Origin of the sequence: Pseudomonas sp. CFBP 8771, from assembly GCF_014841695.1 — a bacterium.
Lineage (GTDB): Bacteria > Pseudomonadota > Gammaproteobacteria > Pseudomonadales > Pseudomonadaceae > Aquipseudomonas > Aquipseudomonas baltica.
On sequence record NZ_JACYUJ010000006.1, the window covers coordinates 114,064 to 128,161 of the forward strand.

The 14,098-nt window shown below is 60.2% G+C and carries 15 protein-coding genes; 14 read left to right on the forward strand and 1 reads right to left on the reverse strand.

Features of this window, described 5'->3' with window-relative positions:
• Positions 1-7 precede the first annotated feature (7 nt).
• From atpB to glmS, 11 genes are all read left to right on the forward strand, one after another.
• Positions 8-877 carry a F0F1 ATP synthase subunit A gene (gene atpB / locus IFT80_RS15010; RefSeq protein WP_122480034.1) on the forward strand — a complete coding sequence of 290 codons (870 nt, stop codon included), beginning with the start codon at positions 8-10 and terminating at the stop codon, positions 875-877.
• Between the two features lie 134 nt (positions 878-1,011).
• Positions 1,012-1,269 (forward strand): F0F1 ATP synthase subunit C, encoded by a 258-nt coding sequence (atpE, locus tag IFT80_RS15015; protein WP_002555987.1) that lies wholly within the window; start codon positions 1,012-1,014, stop codon positions 1,267-1,269.
• Positions 1,270-1,326: 57 nt separating this feature from the next.
• A complete protein-coding gene (locus IFT80_RS15020) occupies positions 1,327-1,797 on the forward strand; it encodes a F0F1 ATP synthase subunit B (RefSeq protein ID WP_122480033.1) in 471 nt (156 codons plus the stop codon).
• A gap of 12 nt (positions 1,798-1,809) precedes the next feature.
• Positions 1,810-2,346, forward strand: a complete 537-nt coding sequence (locus tag IFT80_RS15025) for a F0F1 ATP synthase subunit delta (protein ID WP_043192047.1) — start codon at positions 1,810-1,812, stop codon at positions 2,344-2,346.
• 21 nt (positions 2,347-2,367) lie between these two features.
• Positions 2,368-3,912 (forward strand): F0F1 ATP synthase subunit alpha, encoded by a 1,545-nt coding sequence (gene atpA / locus IFT80_RS15030; protein WP_192137805.1) that lies wholly within the window; start codon positions 2,368-2,370, stop codon positions 3,910-3,912.
• Between the two features lie 50 nt (positions 3,913-3,962).
• Positions 3,963-4,823, forward strand: a complete 861-nt coding sequence (gene atpG, locus IFT80_RS15035) for a F0F1 ATP synthase subunit gamma (protein ID WP_043192052.1) — start codon at positions 3,963-3,965, stop codon at positions 4,821-4,823.
• 27 nt (positions 4,824-4,850) lie between these two features.
• A complete protein-coding gene (gene atpD / locus IFT80_RS15040) occupies positions 4,851-6,227 on the forward strand; it encodes a F0F1 ATP synthase subunit beta (RefSeq protein ID WP_122480031.1) in 1,377 nt (458 codons plus the stop codon).
• Positions 6,228-6,269: 42 nt separating this feature from the next.
• Positions 6,270-6,695, forward strand: a complete 426-nt coding sequence (locus IFT80_RS15045; RefSeq protein WP_043192055.1) for a F0F1 ATP synthase subunit epsilon — start codon at positions 6,270-6,272, stop codon at positions 6,693-6,695.
• Positions 6,696-6,807: 112 nt separating this feature from the next.
• Positions 6,808-8,175 carry a bifunctional UDP-N-acetylglucosamine diphosphorylase/glucosamine-1-phosphate N-acetyltransferase GlmU gene (glmU, locus tag IFT80_RS15050; RefSeq protein WP_122480030.1) on the forward strand — a complete coding sequence of 456 codons (1,368 nt, stop codon included), beginning with the start codon at positions 6,808-6,810 and terminating at the stop codon, positions 8,173-8,175.
• Positions 8,176-8,365: 190 nt separating this feature from the next.
• A complete protein-coding gene (locus IFT80_RS15055) occupies positions 8,366-9,133 on the forward strand; it encodes a DeoR/GlpR family DNA-binding transcription regulator (RefSeq protein ID WP_122480029.1) in 768 nt (255 codons plus the stop codon).
• An 11-nt stretch (positions 9,134-9,144) separates the two neighbouring features.
• On the forward strand, positions 9,145-10,980 hold the full coding sequence (gene glmS / locus IFT80_RS15060) for a glutamine--fructose-6-phosphate transaminase (isomerizing) (RefSeq protein ID WP_192137806.1): 1,836 nt from the start codon (positions 9,145-9,147) through the stop codon (positions 10,978-10,980).
• Between the two features lie 73 nt (positions 10,981-11,053).
• On the opposite strand, the gene IFT80_RS15065 is transcribed toward glmS, so the two are convergent.
• The gene (locus IFT80_RS15065; RefSeq protein WP_122480027.1) at positions 11,054-11,584 is read right to left on the reverse strand and encodes a DUF1003 domain-containing protein; all 531 of its coding nucleotides are present in this window, start codon (positions 11,582-11,584) and stop codon (positions 11,054-11,056) included.
• A 206-nt stretch (positions 11,585-11,790) separates the two neighbouring features.
• Here IFT80_RS15065 and IFT80_RS15070 point away from each other — a divergent pair, with 206 nt between their 5' ends.
• The 3 genes from IFT80_RS15070 to IFT80_RS15080 all read left to right on the forward strand — a co-directional run bounded on the left by IFT80_RS15070 (position 11,791) and on the right by IFT80_RS15080 (position 14,091).
• Complete coding sequence (locus IFT80_RS15070) at positions 11,791-12,528, forward strand: IclR family transcriptional regulator (protein ID WP_192137807.1); 738 nt, start codon at positions 11,791-11,793, stop codon at positions 12,526-12,528.
• 60 nt (positions 12,529-12,588) lie between these two features.
• On the forward strand, positions 12,589-13,344 hold the full coding sequence (locus IFT80_RS15075) for a transporter substrate-binding domain-containing protein (RefSeq protein ID WP_185794634.1): 756 nt from the start codon (positions 12,589-12,591) through the stop codon (positions 13,342-13,344).
• An 81-nt stretch (positions 13,345-13,425) separates the two neighbouring features.
• Positions 13,426-14,091, forward strand: a complete 666-nt coding sequence (locus IFT80_RS15080; RefSeq protein WP_192137808.1) for an amino acid ABC transporter permease — start codon at positions 13,426-13,428, stop codon at positions 14,089-14,091.
• The last annotated feature ends 7 nt before the right edge of the window (positions 14,092-14,098 follow it).

Below are 14,098 nucleotides of genomic sequence, written 5' to 3' on the forward strand. Positions count from 1 at the left end.
GGCAACCATGGCAGAAACAACCGCTTCGGGCTATATCCAGCACCACTTGCAGAACTTGACCTTCGGTCAGCTACCAGAAGGCGGCTGGGGCTTTGCCCACACCGCTGCAGAAGCCAAGGAAATGGGGTTTTGGGCGTTCCACGTCGATACCCTTGGCTGGTCGGTTGCCCTGGGCCTGATCTTCATCCTGATCTTCCGCATGGCGGCGAAGAAGGCAACGTCCGGTCAGCCGGGCGCCCTGCAGAACTTCGTCGAGGTGCTGGTCGAGTTCGTCGATGGCAGCGTGCGTGACAGCTTCCACGGCCGCAGTGCGGTGATCGCACCGCTGGCGCTGACGATCTTCGTCTGGGTGTTCCTGATGAACGCCATCGACCTGGTTCCGGTCGACTGGATCCCGATGGCTGCGGCCTGGATCTCTGGCGACTCGCACATCCCGTTCCGCGCCGTGCCGACCACCGATCCGAACGCGACCCTGGGCATGGCCCTGTCGGTGTTCGCGCTGATCATCTTCTACAGCATCAAGGTCAAGGGCCTGGGCGGCTTCATCGGCGAGCTGACCCTGCATCCGTTCGGCAGCAAGAACATCTTCGCCAAGATCCTGCTGATCCCGGTGAACTTCCTGCTCGAATTCGTCACCCTGATCGCCAAGCCGATCTCGCTGGCACTGCGACTGTTCGGCAACATGTACGCCGGCGAGCTGGTGTTCATCCTGATCGCCGTGATGTTCGGCAGCGGCCTGTTGTGGCTCAGCGGCCTGGGCGTCGTGCTGCAGTGGGCGTGGGCCGTGTTCCACATCCTGATCATCACGCTGCAGGCATTCATCTTCATGATGCTGACCATCGTCTACCTTTCGATGGCACACGAAGAAAATCATTGAGACCCGCCTGGCGAGTCTGATGCCCCTCGCGCCCTGGCACGAGGGAGGCCCCTCCGGGCCGAAACACCGGTTTGTAACACCGCTTTAAAACCTAAAAACCAAGCAAAAGACGACGTAAAAAGTCGGGAGGAAAGATGGAAACTGTAGTTGGTCTAACCGCTATCGCTGTTGCTCTGCTGATCGGCCTGGGCGCACTGGGTACCGCTATCGGCTTCGGCCTGCTGGGCGGCAAGTTCCTGGAAGGCGCTGCTCGCCAGCCAGAAATGGTTCCGATGCTGCAAGTCAAAATGTTCATCGTCGCCGGTCTGCTCGACGCCGTGACCATGATCGGTGTTGGTATCGCTCTGTTCTTCACCTTCGCGAACCCCTTCGTTGGTCAACTCGCTGGCTGATCTCTCGAACCTTCGAGTGGATTGGTGTGATGGACAAAGAACGAGCGAGGTGTTGGCGTGAACATTAATGCAACCCTGATTGGCCAGACCGTTGCGTTCTTCATTTTTGTGCTGTTCTGCATGAAGTTCGTGTGGCCTCCGGTCATCGCGGCTTTGCACGAACGTCAGAAGAAGATCGCTGATGGTTTGGACGCTGCCAGCCGAGCAGCTCGCGACCTGGAGTTGGCCCAAGAGAAAGTGGGTCATCAACTGCGCGAAGCGAAAGCTCAGGCAGCCGAAATCATTGAGCAGGCGAAGAAACGCGGCAACCAGATCGTCGAAGAGGCCGTTGAAAAGGCCCGTATCGACGCTGACCGTGTGAAAGTGCAGGCTCAAGCCGAGATCGAGCAGGAACTGAACGGCGTCAAAGACGCGCTGCGTGCCCAACTGGGTATGCTGGCCGTGGGCGGTGCCGAGAAGATTCTGGGCGCCACAATCGATCAAAACGCGCACGCGGAGCTGGTTAACAAACTGGCTGCTGAAATCTAAGCGAGGGCGATCATGGCAGAACTGACCACGTTGGCCCGACCTTACGCTAAGGCGGCCTTCGAGCACGCTCAGGCCCACCAGCAGCTGGCCAATTGGTCAGCCATGCTCGGCCTGGCTGCAGCGGTGGCGCAAGACGCCACCATGCAGAGCCTGCTCAAGGCCCCGCGACTGACGAGCGCAGACAAGGCCGCCACGTTCATTGACGTGTGCGGCGACAAGTTCGATGCCAAGGCACAGAATTTCATCCACGTCGTTGCCGAAAACGACCGTCTCCTGCTGTTGCCGGAGATCGCCGAGCTGTTCGACCTGTACAAGGCCGAGCAGGAAAAATCGGTCGACGTGGAAGTCACCAGTGCCTTCGCATTGAACCAAGAACAGCAAGACAAACTCGCCAAGGTTCTCAGTGCACGACTCGACCGGGAAGTGCGCCTGCAAGTTGCGGAGGATGCCAGCCTGATAGGTGGCGTCGTCATCCGCGCCGGCGACCTGGTTATCGATGGCTCGATTCGCGGCAAACTCGCGAAACTGGCCGAAGCATTGAAATCTTGAGTTTGAAGGGGCAGCAGAGCAATGCAGCAACTCAATCCTTCCGAAATAAGTGAAATCATCAAGGGTCGCATCGACAAGCTCGATGTGACTTCCCAAGCCCGTAACGAAGGCACCGTCGTCAGCGTTTCCGATGGTATCGTACGGATCCACGGTCTGGCCGACGTCATGTACGGCGAAATGATCGAGTTTCCAGGCGGCGTCTTCGGCATGGCACTCAACCTGGAGCAGGACTCCGTAGGCGCCGTGGTACTGGGCGCGTACACCAGTCTGGCCGAAGGCATGAGCGCCAAGTGCACCGGCCGCATCCTGGAAGTTCCGGTTGGCAAGGAACTGCTGGGTCGCGTCGTCGACGCACTGGGCAACCCTGTCGATGGCAAGGGTCCGCTGGGCAACACCGAGACCGACGCGGTCGAGAAGGTTGCACCGGGCGTTATCTGGCGTAAGTCGGTAGACCAGCCTGTGCAGACTGGCTACAAGGCCGTCGACGCCATGATCCCTGTCGGCCGTGGCCAGCGCGAGCTGATCATCGGCGACCGTCAGATCGGCAAGACCGCTCTGGCGATCGACGCGATCATCAACCAGAAGAACTCCGGTATCTTCTGCGTCTACGTCGCCATCGGTCAGAAGCAGTCGACCATCGCCAACGTGGTACGCAAGCTGGAAGAAAACGGCGCCCTGGCCAACACCATCGTGGTGGCTGCCAGTGCCTCGGAATCTCCTGCGCTGCAGTTCCTCGCGCCGTACTCCGGCTGCACCATGGGCGAGTTCTTCCGTGACCGCGGTGAAGACGCACTGATCGTCTATGACGATCTGTCCAAGCAAGCAGTGGCCTACCGCCAGATTTCCCTGCTGCTGCGCCGTCCACCAGGTCGTGAAGCCTACCCAGGCGACGTGTTCTATCTCCACTCCCGCTTGCTGGAGCGTGCTTCGCGCGTTTCCGAAGAGTACGTCGAGAAGTTCACCAACGGCGCAGTGACCGGCAAGACCGGCTCCCTGACCGCGTTGCCGATCATCGAAACCCAGGCTGGCGACGTTTCCGCGTTCGTTCCGACCAACGTGATTTCCATCACCGACGGTCAGATCTTCCTGGAATCGGCCATGTTCAACTCGGGCATCCGCCCTGCAGTGAACGCCGGTGTTTCGGTATCCCGCGTAGGTGGTGCCGCTCAGACCAAGATCATCAAGAAGCTGTCCGGTGGTATCCGTACCGCTCTGGCTCAGTACCGTGAACTGGCGGCATTCGCCCAGTTCGCGTCTGACCTGGACGAAGCCACCCGCAAGCAGCTCGAACACGGCCAGCGCGTGACCGAGCTGATGAAGCAGAAGCAGTACTCGCCAATGTCGATCGCCGACATGGCGCTGTCGCTGTATGCCGCCGAGCGTGGTTTCCTGACTGACGTCGAGATCGCCAAGGTTGGTAGCTTCGAGCAGGCCCTGATTGCTTACTTCAACCGCGATCACGCCGACCTGTTGACGAAGATCAACGTGAAGGGTGACTTCAATGACGAAATCGACGCGGGCCTCAAGGCCGGTATCGAGAAGTTCAAGGCCACCCAAACCTGGTAAGCCGCAGCAGGGGCCGCAAGGCCCCTGCTTGCTAACCTGATAGGTGTTACATGGCAGGCGCAAAAGAGATTCGCAGTAAGATTGCGAGCATCAAAAGCACGCAAAAAATTACCAGCGCCATGGAAAAAGTGGCGGTCAGCAAAATGCGCAAGGCACAAATGCGCATGGCAGCCAGCCGTCCCTACGCGGAACGTATCCGCCAGGTGATTGGACATCTGGCCAACGCCAACCCGGAATACCGCCACCCGTTCATGATCGAACGCGCCGTCAAGCGCGTCGGCTATATCGTGGTGAGCAGTGACCGTGGTCTGTGCGGCGGCTTGAATACCAACCTGTTCAAGGCCCTGGTCAAGGACATGGCGGCCAATCGCGAACGCGGCGTCGAAATCGACCTGTGCGTGATCGGCAGCAAGGGTGCAGCGTTCTTTCGCAACTTCGGCGGCAACGTCGTGGCAGCGATCAGCCATCTGGGCGAAGAGCCGTCGATCAATGATCTGATCGGCAGCGTCAAGGTGATGCTGGACGCGTACCTGGAAGGCCGTATCGATCGCCTGTCCGTGGTGTCCAACAAGTTCATCAATACCATGACGCAACAACCGACGGTGGAGCAGTTGATCCCGTTGGAGGCAACCCCGGATCAAGAACTCAAGCACCACTGGGATTACCTGTACGAACCCGACGCCAAAGAGCTGCTGGAAGGCCTGATGGTGCGTTACGTGGAGTCGCAGGTGTACCAGGCGGTGGTCGAGAACAACGCTGCTGAACAAGCGGCGCGGATGATCGCGATGAAGAATGCAACCGACAACGCCGGCGACCTGATCAGCGATTTGCAGCTGATCTACAACAAGGCGCGTCAGGCTGCGATCACCCAAGAGATCTCGGAAATCGTCGGCGGCGCTGCCGCGGTTTAACGGTTCAAATATTCAGAGGATCCAGCTATGAGTAGCGGACGTATCGTTCAAATCATCGGCGCCGTTATCGACGTGGAATTTCCACGCGACAGCGTACCGAGCATCTACAACGCGCTGAAGGTACAAGGCGCTGAAACCACCCTCGAAGTCCAGCAGCAGCTGGGCGACGGCGTGGTTCGTACCATTGCCATGGGTTCCACCGAAGGCCTCAAACGCGGCCTGAACGTACTCGACAGCGGCGCAGCCATTTCCGTACCCGTTGGCAAGGCCACCCTGGGCCGGATCATGGACGTACTGGGCAACCCGATCGACGAAGCGGGCCCGATCGACACCGAAGAGCGCTGGGGCATTCACCGTCCGGCACCTTCCTTCGCGGACCAGGCAGGCGGCAACGACCTGCTGGAAACCGGCATCAAGGTCATCGACCTGGTCTGCCCGTTCGCCAAGGGCGGTAAAGTCGGTCTGTTCGGTGGTGCCGGTGTCGGCAAGACCGTGAACATGATGGAGCTGATCCGTAACATCGCCATCGAGCACAGCGGTTATTCCGTGTTCGCCGGTGTGGGCGAGCGTACCCGTGAGGGTAACGACTTCTACCACGAGATGAAGGACTCCAACGTTCTGGACAAGGTAGCCCTTGTCTACGGACAGATGAACGAGCCGCCGGGCAACCGTCTGCGCGTCGCCCTGACCGGTCTGACCATGGCCGAGAAATTCCGTGACGAAGGTAACGACGTTCTGCTGTTCGTCGACAACATCTATCGTTACACCCTGGCCGGTACCGAAGTGTCCGCACTGCTGGGCCGTATGCCATCGGCAGTAGGCTACCAGCCGACCCTGGCCGAAGAGATGGGCGTTCTGCAGGAACGCATCACTTCGACCAAGGAAGGTTCGATCACCTCGATCCAGGCGGTATACGTACCTGCGGATGACTTGACCGACCCGTCGCCTGCGACCACCTTCGCCCACTTGGACGCCACCGTCGTACTGTCCCGTGACATCGCCTCCCTGGGTATCTACCCAGCGGTCGATCCACTGGACTCGACTTCGCGCCAGCTGGACCCGAACGTGATCGGCCAGGAGCACTACGACACCGCTCGCGGCGTTCAGTATGTGCTGCAGCGCTACAAAGAGCTGAAGGACATCATTGCGATCCTGGGTATGGACGAGCTGTCGGAAACCGACAAGCAGTTGGTATCCCGCGCTCGTAAGATCCAGCGCTTCCTGTCGCAGCCGTTCTTCGTGGCTGAAGTCTTCACCGGTGCCTCGGGTAAATACGTTTCCCTGAAAGACACCATCGCAGGCTTCAAAGGCATCCTCAACGGCGACTACGACCACCTGCCGGAACAAGCGTTCTACATGGTCGGCGGCATCGAAGAAGCGATCGAGAAAGCCAAGAAACTGTAATCCTGGCGCCCGGCGACGGGCGCTAATCAGGTTGAGGCAAGTATGGCTATGACAGTCCATTGCGATATTGTCAGCGCGGAAGGAGAAATCTTTTCCGGTCTGGTCGAGATGGTGATTGCGCACGGTAACCTGGGTGATATCGGTATCGCTCCAGGCCACGCCCCGCTGATCACCGATCTCAAGCCAGGTCCGATCCGCCTGATCAAGCAGGGTGGCGAAGCCGAGGTGTTCTACATCTCTGGTGGTTTCCTCGAGGTTCAGCCGAACATGGTCAAGGTTCTTGCCGACACCGTGCAGCGTGCTGCCGACCTGGATGAAGCTTCCGCTCAGGAAGCCGTCAAGGCTGCCGAGAAGGCCCTGAACGAAAAAGGCGCAGACTTCGACTACGGATCTGCCGCCGCACGCCTGGCCGAGGCTGCAGCTCAGCTGCGCACCGTCCAGCAGATCCGCAAGAAATTCGGCGGCTGATGCGTCGACTCACTTGCGATTGAGTAAAAGGGTAGCCTCGGCTACCCTTTTTCTTTTTCAGCACTTTCTCCCCGGTCAGCCTGCTGGCCATTCTCCGGATTGGTAGCCGTTCATGTCTCTCGATATCGTCATTCTCGCCGCCGGCCAAGGCACGCGCATGCGCTCGGCCTTGCCCAAGGTGTTGCACCCGGTCGCCGGCAATTCAATGCTCGGCCATGTTATCCACAGTGCCCGCCAGCTCAAGCCGCAGAACATCCACGTGGTGATTGGCCACGGTGCGGATGCGGTACGTGAACGCCTGGCCGCTGACGACCTGAATTTCGTGCTGCAGGACAGGCAGCTGGGCACCGGCCATGCGGTCGCCCAGGCTGTGCCAGGCCTGACGGCCGACAATGTGCTGATACTTTACGGCGACGTTCCGCTGATCGAAGTGGCGACGTTGCAGCGCCTGCTGCAGAAAGTCAGTGCCGACCAGCTAGGCCTGCTCACCGTCGAGCTTGCCGATCCCACGGGCTACGGCCGCATCGTGCGCGATGCGGATGGCCAGGTACAGGCCATCGTGGAGCACAAGGACGCCAGCGATGCACAGAAAGCCATTCGCGAAGGCAACACCGGCATTCTCGCAGTGCCTGGCAAACGTCTGGCCGAGTGGCTGGCGCGCCTGTCCAACAATAATGCTCAGGGTGAGTATTACCTGACCGATGTGATCGCCATGGCTGTCAGCGATGGCTTGGTGGTGGCCACTGAAACCGCCCAGGATCCGATGGAGGTGCAGGGCGCCAATGACCGCCGTCAACTTGCGGAACTGGAGCGTCACTACCAGTTGCGCGAAGGGCGTCGGTTGATGGCCCAGGGCGTGACCTTGCGCGACCCGGCCCGCTTCGATGTGCGCGGTGAAGTCAGCGTGGGTCGGGACGTGTTGATCGATGTCAATGTGGTGCTCGAAGGGCGGGTGGTGATCGAAGACGATGTGGTCATCGGGCCCAACTGCTACATCAAGGACAGTACGCTGGGCAGAGGCGTGGTGGTCAAGGCCAACAGCCACCTCGACGGTGCAGTGCTGCACGAAGGCAGCGATGCTGGCCCCTTTGCGCGCCTGCGACCCGGCACGGTGCTGGAAGCCCGGGCGCATGTGGGTAACTTCGTCGAGCTGAAGAATGCCCGTATGGGCGAGGGCGCCAAGGCCGGTCACTTGAGTTATCTGGGCGATGCGGACATAGGTGCCAACAGCAACATCGGCGCCGGTACCATCACTTGCAACTACGACGGCGCGAACAAATGGAAAACCACCATTGGTGAGGACGTTTTCATCGGTTCCAACAATGCGCTGGTCGCACCTGTGGATATCTTGGCGGGATCGACGACTGCTGCAGGTTCGACCATCACCCAACAGGTGCCTGCAGGGCAATTGGGCGTGGCACGTGCGCGGCAGCGTAACATCGAAGGGTGGAAGCGGCCGGTGAAGGTCAAGAAGCCTTAGTTATCCACAGGTGTAGCTATTGTATAAGGCCATTCGCGGGCAGAGCCCGCTCCTACAAAATTTCAGGTAGGACCCTGTGGGAGCAGGCTCTGCCCGCGAAGAGGCCATGAGAAATACGATGACACCATTGACGAACCTTTCAGTTTAGGTTTCTATTGCCTTCGTTATCTTTCGAATCGAAACTTAGGCCATGTCAAAGCGTAATACGCCCCAACGTCGTCACAGCATCCTTGCCCTGCTCAATGAACAGGGCGAAGTGACTGTGGATAACTTGGCGAGGCATTTCGCAACGTCCGAAGTCACTATCCGCAAGGACCTTGCCGCCCTGGAAAGCCACGGCCTGCTGCTGCGTCGCTATGGCGGCGCGGTGACCATGCCGCAGGAGCTGATCGGCGAACCGAGCCAGCGCGTCTCGGCCATCAAGCAATCCATCGCCCGCGCCGCCGTCATGCGCATCAAGGAGCACGCGCGCATCATCATCGACAGTGGCAGCACCACCGCTGCGATGATTCCCGAGCTGGGCAAGCAGCCGGGCTTGGTGGTCATGACCAACTCGCTGCACGTCGCCAATGCCCTGAGTGCATTGGAGCATGAGCCCGTCTTGCTGATGACCGGCGGCACTTGGGATCCGCACTCCGAATCGTTCCAGGGCCAGGTGGCCGAGCAGGTGCTGCGCTCCTATGACTTCGACCAGTTGTTCATCGGTGCAGACGGCATCGATCTGGAGCGCGGCACCACGACCTTCAACGAGTTGCTGGGCCTGAGCCGGGTGATGGCCGAAGTCGCTCGCGAAGTGATCGTCATGGTCGAGTCCGACAAGGTCGGACGCAGGATCCCCAATCTGGAGCTGCCCTGGGGCCGCATTAGCACCCTCATTACCGATGATCGCCTGCCCCTCGAAGCACGCGATCAGATTCAGGCGCGCGGGATAGATCTCGTGCTCGCCGCTACCAGCTAGGAGAAGCGAACATGTGTGGAATCGTCGGCGCCATCGCGGAGCGCAACATCACTGCCATTCTGGTCGAGGGCCTCAAGCGCCTGGAATATCGCGGTTACGACAGCGCAGGCGTAGCCGTGTTGAGCGAGGATGGCAGCGTGCAGCGCCGCCGTCGCGTCGGCAAGGTTGCCGAACTGCAGGCCGCGCTGGCGGATGAGCCTCTGCTCGGCAAGCTGGGCATCGCCCATACCCGTTGGGCCACCCATGGTGCGCCGACCGAACAGAACGCCCACCCACACTTTTCCACTGCTGAAGTGGCAGTGGTGCACAACGGCATCATCGAAAACCATGAAGTCCTGCGCACCCAGCTCAAGGAGCTGGGCTACGTATTCACGTCGCAGACCGATACCGAAGTCATCGCGCATCTGTTGCATCACACCCTCAAGGCATTGCCCGACCTGGCCGACGCCCTCAAGGCGACGGTCAAGCAACTGCACGGCGCCTACGGCCTGGCGGCCATCAGCGTGCACCAGCCCGACCGTCTGGTGGCCGCCCGCAGCGGCAGCCCACTGGTCATCGGCCTGGGCATGGGCGAGAACTTTCTCGCCTCAGACCAGTTGGCGCTGCGGCAGGTGACCGACCGTTTCATGTACCTGGAGGAAGGTGACATTGCCGAGATCCGCCGTGAAAGCGTGCAGATCTGGAATGCCGCCGGCATGCCTGTGCAACGTGAAAGCGTGCAGTATCACGAAGGCGCCGAGGCGGCCGACAAAGGCGAGTATCGCCACTTCATGATGAAAGAGATCCACGAGCAGCCCACCGTGGTACAGCGCACCCTGGAAGGTCGCCTGGGCCAGAACCAGGTGCTGGTGCAGGCCTTCGGTCCGCAGGCCGCCGAGCTGTTCGCCAAGGTGCGCAATGTGCAGATCGTGGCGTGCGGCACCAGCTATCACGCCGGTATGGTTGCGCGCTATTGGCTCGAGGGCCTGGCCGGCATCCCTTGCCAGGTCGAAGTGGCCAGCGAGTTCCGCTATCGCAAGGTCGTGGTGCAGCCCGACACGCTGTTCGTTTCCATTTCACAGTCCGGTGAAACGGCCGACACCCTGGCCGCGCTGCGCAATGGCAAGCAATTGGGCTTCCTCGGCAGCCTGGCGATCTGCAACGTCGGCATCAGCTCTTTGGTGCGCGAGTCCGACCTGACCTTGCTGACCCAGGCAGGTCCGGAAATCGGTGTCGCTTCGACCAAGGCCTTCACCACTCAACTGGTTGCGTTGATGCTGCTGACGCTGTCGCTTGGCCAAGTGCACGGAACGCTGGAGGAGGGCGTGGAAGCCGAGCTGGTGGCCGAACTGCGTCGTTTGCCGACTCGCCTGGGCGAAGCCCTGGCCATGGACACCACCATCGAGCGCATCGCCGAGCTGTTCGCCGAGAAGCACCACACGCTGTTCCTGGGCCGCGGCGCGCAATTCCCGGTGGCGATGGAAGGCGCGCTGAAGCTCAAGGAAATCTCCTACATTCATGCCGAAGCCTATCCTGCCGGTGAGTTGAAGCACGGGCCGCTGGCGCTGGTGGACAAGGACATGCCCGTGGTAACCGTGGCGCCGAACAACGAGCTGCTGGAAAAGCTCAAGTCCAACCTGCAGGAAGTCCGTGCCCGCGGCGGTGAGCTGGTGGTCTTCGCCGATGAGCAGGCGCAACTGAGCAATGGTCCCGGCACCCATGTGGTGGCCATGCCGCACATCATCGATGCACTGGCGCCGATCCTCTACACCATTCCTTTGCAGCTGCTTTCGTACTATGTGGCAGTGCTCAAGGGGACGGACGTGGATCAGCCGCGCAACTTGGCGAAGTCGGTGACGGTGGAGTGAGGGGGGTGTGAGGCGGTAAGCGCCGTCATCGTAGAAATCAGCCGATCCTACCCCCGGACGCCCAAGCGCACATTCACACGCTGCCCTTGGGCTCCACACTCGCCAGGATCCGATCCAGCCGCTCCAGGATCTCCTTGTCGATCTTTTCGTGCAGTCGCATGATTTCCAGCTCCGCGCGCAGGTTCACCTCGAAGTCCAGGCTTGCGGCCAGGCGGTCTTTGGCCGACTGGCGGTTCTGACTCATCATGATCACCGGCGCCTGGATGGCCGCGACGGTAGAGAGCATCAGGTTGAGAAAGATGTACGGGTAAGGGTCGAAGGCCAGGCCGAAGTGATCGAGCACATCCGTATTGAGCAGCATCCAGCCGAACAGGATGATGGTAAAGGCGATGATGAACGCCCATGAGCCGCCGATCGCCGCAACCCGATCAGACAGTCTTTCGCCGAACGTTGCGACTTCGTCGGAGGCGTCACTGGCATCGCGGCTGACGGGCAGACGCTTTTTCATCTGCTCCAGAACATGTATTTCTTCAGGTTCGAGCTGATGGGGGTGTTTGCCAAGGAAGCGTTGAGCCAGCGGTTCAAGTGGGTGCTTGGTGGCCATGGGGCAGGGTCTTCAGATGGGGAGAAAGACGGACACTATCCCATGGAATTCGGCAGCGCTGAATGCTCGGATGTGCCTGTGGCACCGCGCGTTCGGTGAAATTTCACCAGTGGCCCACGCAGTCCCATGCCAGCGACATGGAGGTTTTTTTCCCGCCCAATGAGAATCCCCCTTCAGAATCGAGAATTTGTTCTTATAGTGCAGTCATGAACGACCCACGAACCACCAGCATTGTCGACCGTGTGCTGCAGGTGCTGACCTGCGTGGCCAAGGCTGGGCAACCGATTGCGGCCAAGCGCATTGCCGCGCAGGTGCAGATGCCGTTGAGCACGGTCTATCGGCACTTGGCGTCGTTGAGGAAGTGGGGTCTGCTGCAAGAACACATGACCACGGGGCTGTACGAGCCAGGCGCGACCGGCGTGCAGTTGGCGTGGGGTTTCGATCAGACCTCCAACCTGATCAGCCAGAGCCGCGACGAGATCAGCGCCCTGGCTGAGCGCACGGGAGAAAGCGTCGGCTTGTTGGTGTACAGCAACGGCCAGATGGTGTGCATCGCCATGGAGGAGAGCAGCAGCTCGCTGCGTTGCTCGTTCACCAAGGGCCGCGCCCACTCCATGATGCAGGGCGCCTCGGCCAAGAGCTTGTTGGCGTTTCTGCCCGAATCGGTGCAACGCCAACTGCTGAAAACGCAATCGCAGGAGGGCGCCATGGACGTTGCGGCGCTGGAAAGGGAGATTACCAGGATCCGCAAGAATGGCTATGCCACCAGTGACAGTGAGGTCGATCTGGGTGTTTGGGGCGTGAGCGTCCCGCTGATTTCAGCGGACGGTGCCCTGGAAGGCACCATTACGTTGATGGCGCCGTCATTGCGCGTTGGCCCACGGGAGGCTGAACTGATCAGCCTCACCAGAAAAGCAGCCAGCCGCATCTGCAATCGCTTCTAACTGCCGCCCAATCCATGTTTCAGGTCCTGACCGGACCTACCCTTGCCGAAGGAATTCGTGATGAAAGCGTTGAAGTTATTCACCCCCCTGGCTGCCGCGCTGACGCTGATGGCTTCGCTGTGCACCTCGGCCCAGGCAGCCGATGAAGTGATGCGTGTCGGCACCGATGCGACCTTTCCACCCATGGAATTCGTGCAGGATGGCAAGCGCACCGGCTTCGATATCGAATTGATCGAAGCCATCGGCAAGCAACTGAACAAGAAGGTCGAGTGGATCGACATCGGCTTCAAGGGGCTGATCCCTGGCTTGATTTCCAACCGCTTCGACGTGGCGGCGTCGGCCATCTACATGACCGAAGAACGGCAGAAGGTGGTCAACTTCACTGATTCCTACTATCGCGGCGGCCTCGCTGTGCTGGTCCTGAAGGATGACACCAGCATCGATAAACCCGGCGATCTGGTCGCGGGCAAGAAGGTTTCAGCCCAGGTAGGTACCAAGTCGATCGACTTTCTGAAAACCAACTACCCCGCAGTGAGCGTGGTGGAAGTGGAAAAGAACCAGGCCATGTTCGACCTGTTGGCCATTGGCCGGGTGAACGCTGCAGTGACCGGGCGCCCGGCGGCGGTGGAATATGCCAAGCGTCAGCCCAAGGTCCGCGTGCTGGACGAAGGCCTGACCACCGAACTGTACGGTTTTGCCGTTCGCAAGAATGACACCGCGCTGCAACAGCAGATGAACCAGGCGCTGAAAACCCTGCGCAGCAATGGCGAATACGCCGCACTGACCCAGAAGTGGTTCGGCACCACCAAAGAATAAGTCGCCGTTGCAGGTTCGGCCGATGCTGCGACGAGCCTGCACACTTTACGCCTTCAACCGTAAGCCTCTGCGGAGTACCTCATGGATCTCGACTTTTCCCCGGTCTGGGACGGCTGGCGCGCGCTCGCCTCCGGTACCCTGACCACCATCGAAATCACCGCTGCCGCGTTGGTGCTGGGCTGTGTCCTGGGCCTGTTGATCGGGCTGGGGCGGCTGAATCCCAAGCGCACGCTGATCTACGGGCTGTGTACCACTTACTTGACGCTGGTCCGCGGCACGCCGCTGCTGGTGCAGCTGTTCATTCTGTTCTTTGGCCTGCCGCACTTCGGCATTCAGTTACCCGCTTATGTGTGCGGAATTTTCGGCCTGGGCATCTACAGTGCGGCCTATGTCTCGGAGATTGTCAGGGGTTCGATCCAGTCGGTGGAAAAGGGCCAGATGGAAGCCGCCCGCTCGCTGGGCCTGCCGCACAAACTGGCGATGCGCAAGGTCATCCTGCCCCAAGCCTTCGTGCGCATGATCCCCGCCCTGGGCAACGAATTCATCGCCTTGATCAAGAACTCGGCGCTGGTGTCACTGCTCACCATTGCCGACGTGATGCACGAAGGCGAGAAGATCATCAGCGTGTCCTACCGTTCGCTCGAAGTGTACCTGGCCATTGCCGTCATCTACCTGATGCTGACCAGCATCACCACCTTGATCCTGCGCCGCACCGAGAAGATGCTGCGCGCCGACGGGAGAGTGTGATGAGCAC

Bases quoted from the DNA above. Each gene is read 5' to 3' on its own strand.
- atpG (WP_043192052.1), top strand. From the start codon at position 3,963: ATGGCAGGCGCAAAAGAGATTCGCAGTAAGATTGCGAGCATCAAAAGC.
- glmS (WP_192137806.1), top strand. From the start codon at position 9,145: ATGTGTGGAATCGTCGGCGCCATCGCGGAGCGCAACATCACTGCCATT.
- atpA (WP_192137805.1), top strand. From the start codon at position 2,368: ATGCAGCAACTCAATCCTTCCGAAATAAGTGAAATCATCAAGGGTCGC.
- glmU (WP_122480030.1), top strand. From the start codon at position 6,808: ATGTCTCTCGATATCGTCATTCTCGCCGCCGGCCAAGGCACGCGCATG.
- IFT80_RS15045 (WP_043192055.1), top strand. From the start codon at position 6,270: ATGGCTATGACAGTCCATTGCGATATTGTCAGCGCGGAAGGAGAAATC.
- IFT80_RS15075 (WP_185794634.1), top strand. From the start codon at position 12,589: ATGAAAGCGTTGAAGTTATTCACCCCCCTGGCTGCCGCGCTGACGCTG.
- IFT80_RS15025 (WP_043192047.1), top strand. From the start codon at position 1,810: ATGGCAGAACTGACCACGTTGGCCCGACCTTACGCTAAGGCGGCCTTC.
- IFT80_RS15080 (WP_192137808.1), top strand. From the start codon at position 13,426: ATGGATCTCGACTTTTCCCCGGTCTGGGACGGCTGGCGCGCGCTCGCC.
- atpD (WP_122480031.1), top strand. From the start codon at position 4,851: ATGAGTAGCGGACGTATCGTTCAAATCATCGGCGCCGTTATCGACGTG.
- IFT80_RS15055 (WP_122480029.1), top strand. From the start codon at position 8,366: ATGTCAAAGCGTAATACGCCCCAACGTCGTCACAGCATCCTTGCCCTG.
- IFT80_RS15070 (WP_192137807.1), top strand. From the start codon at position 11,791: ATGAACGACCCACGAACCACCAGCATTGTCGACCGTGTGCTGCAGGTG.
- IFT80_RS15065 (WP_122480027.1), bottom strand. From the start codon at position 11,584: ATGGCCACCAAGCACCCACTTGAACCGCTGGCTCAACGCTTCCTTGGC.
- atpE (WP_002555987.1), top strand. From the start codon at position 1,012: ATGGAAACTGTAGTTGGTCTAACCGCTATCGCTGTTGCTCTGCTGATC.
- atpB (WP_122480034.1), top strand. From the start codon at position 8: ATGGCAGAAACAACCGCTTCGGGCTATATCCAGCACCACTTGCAGAAC.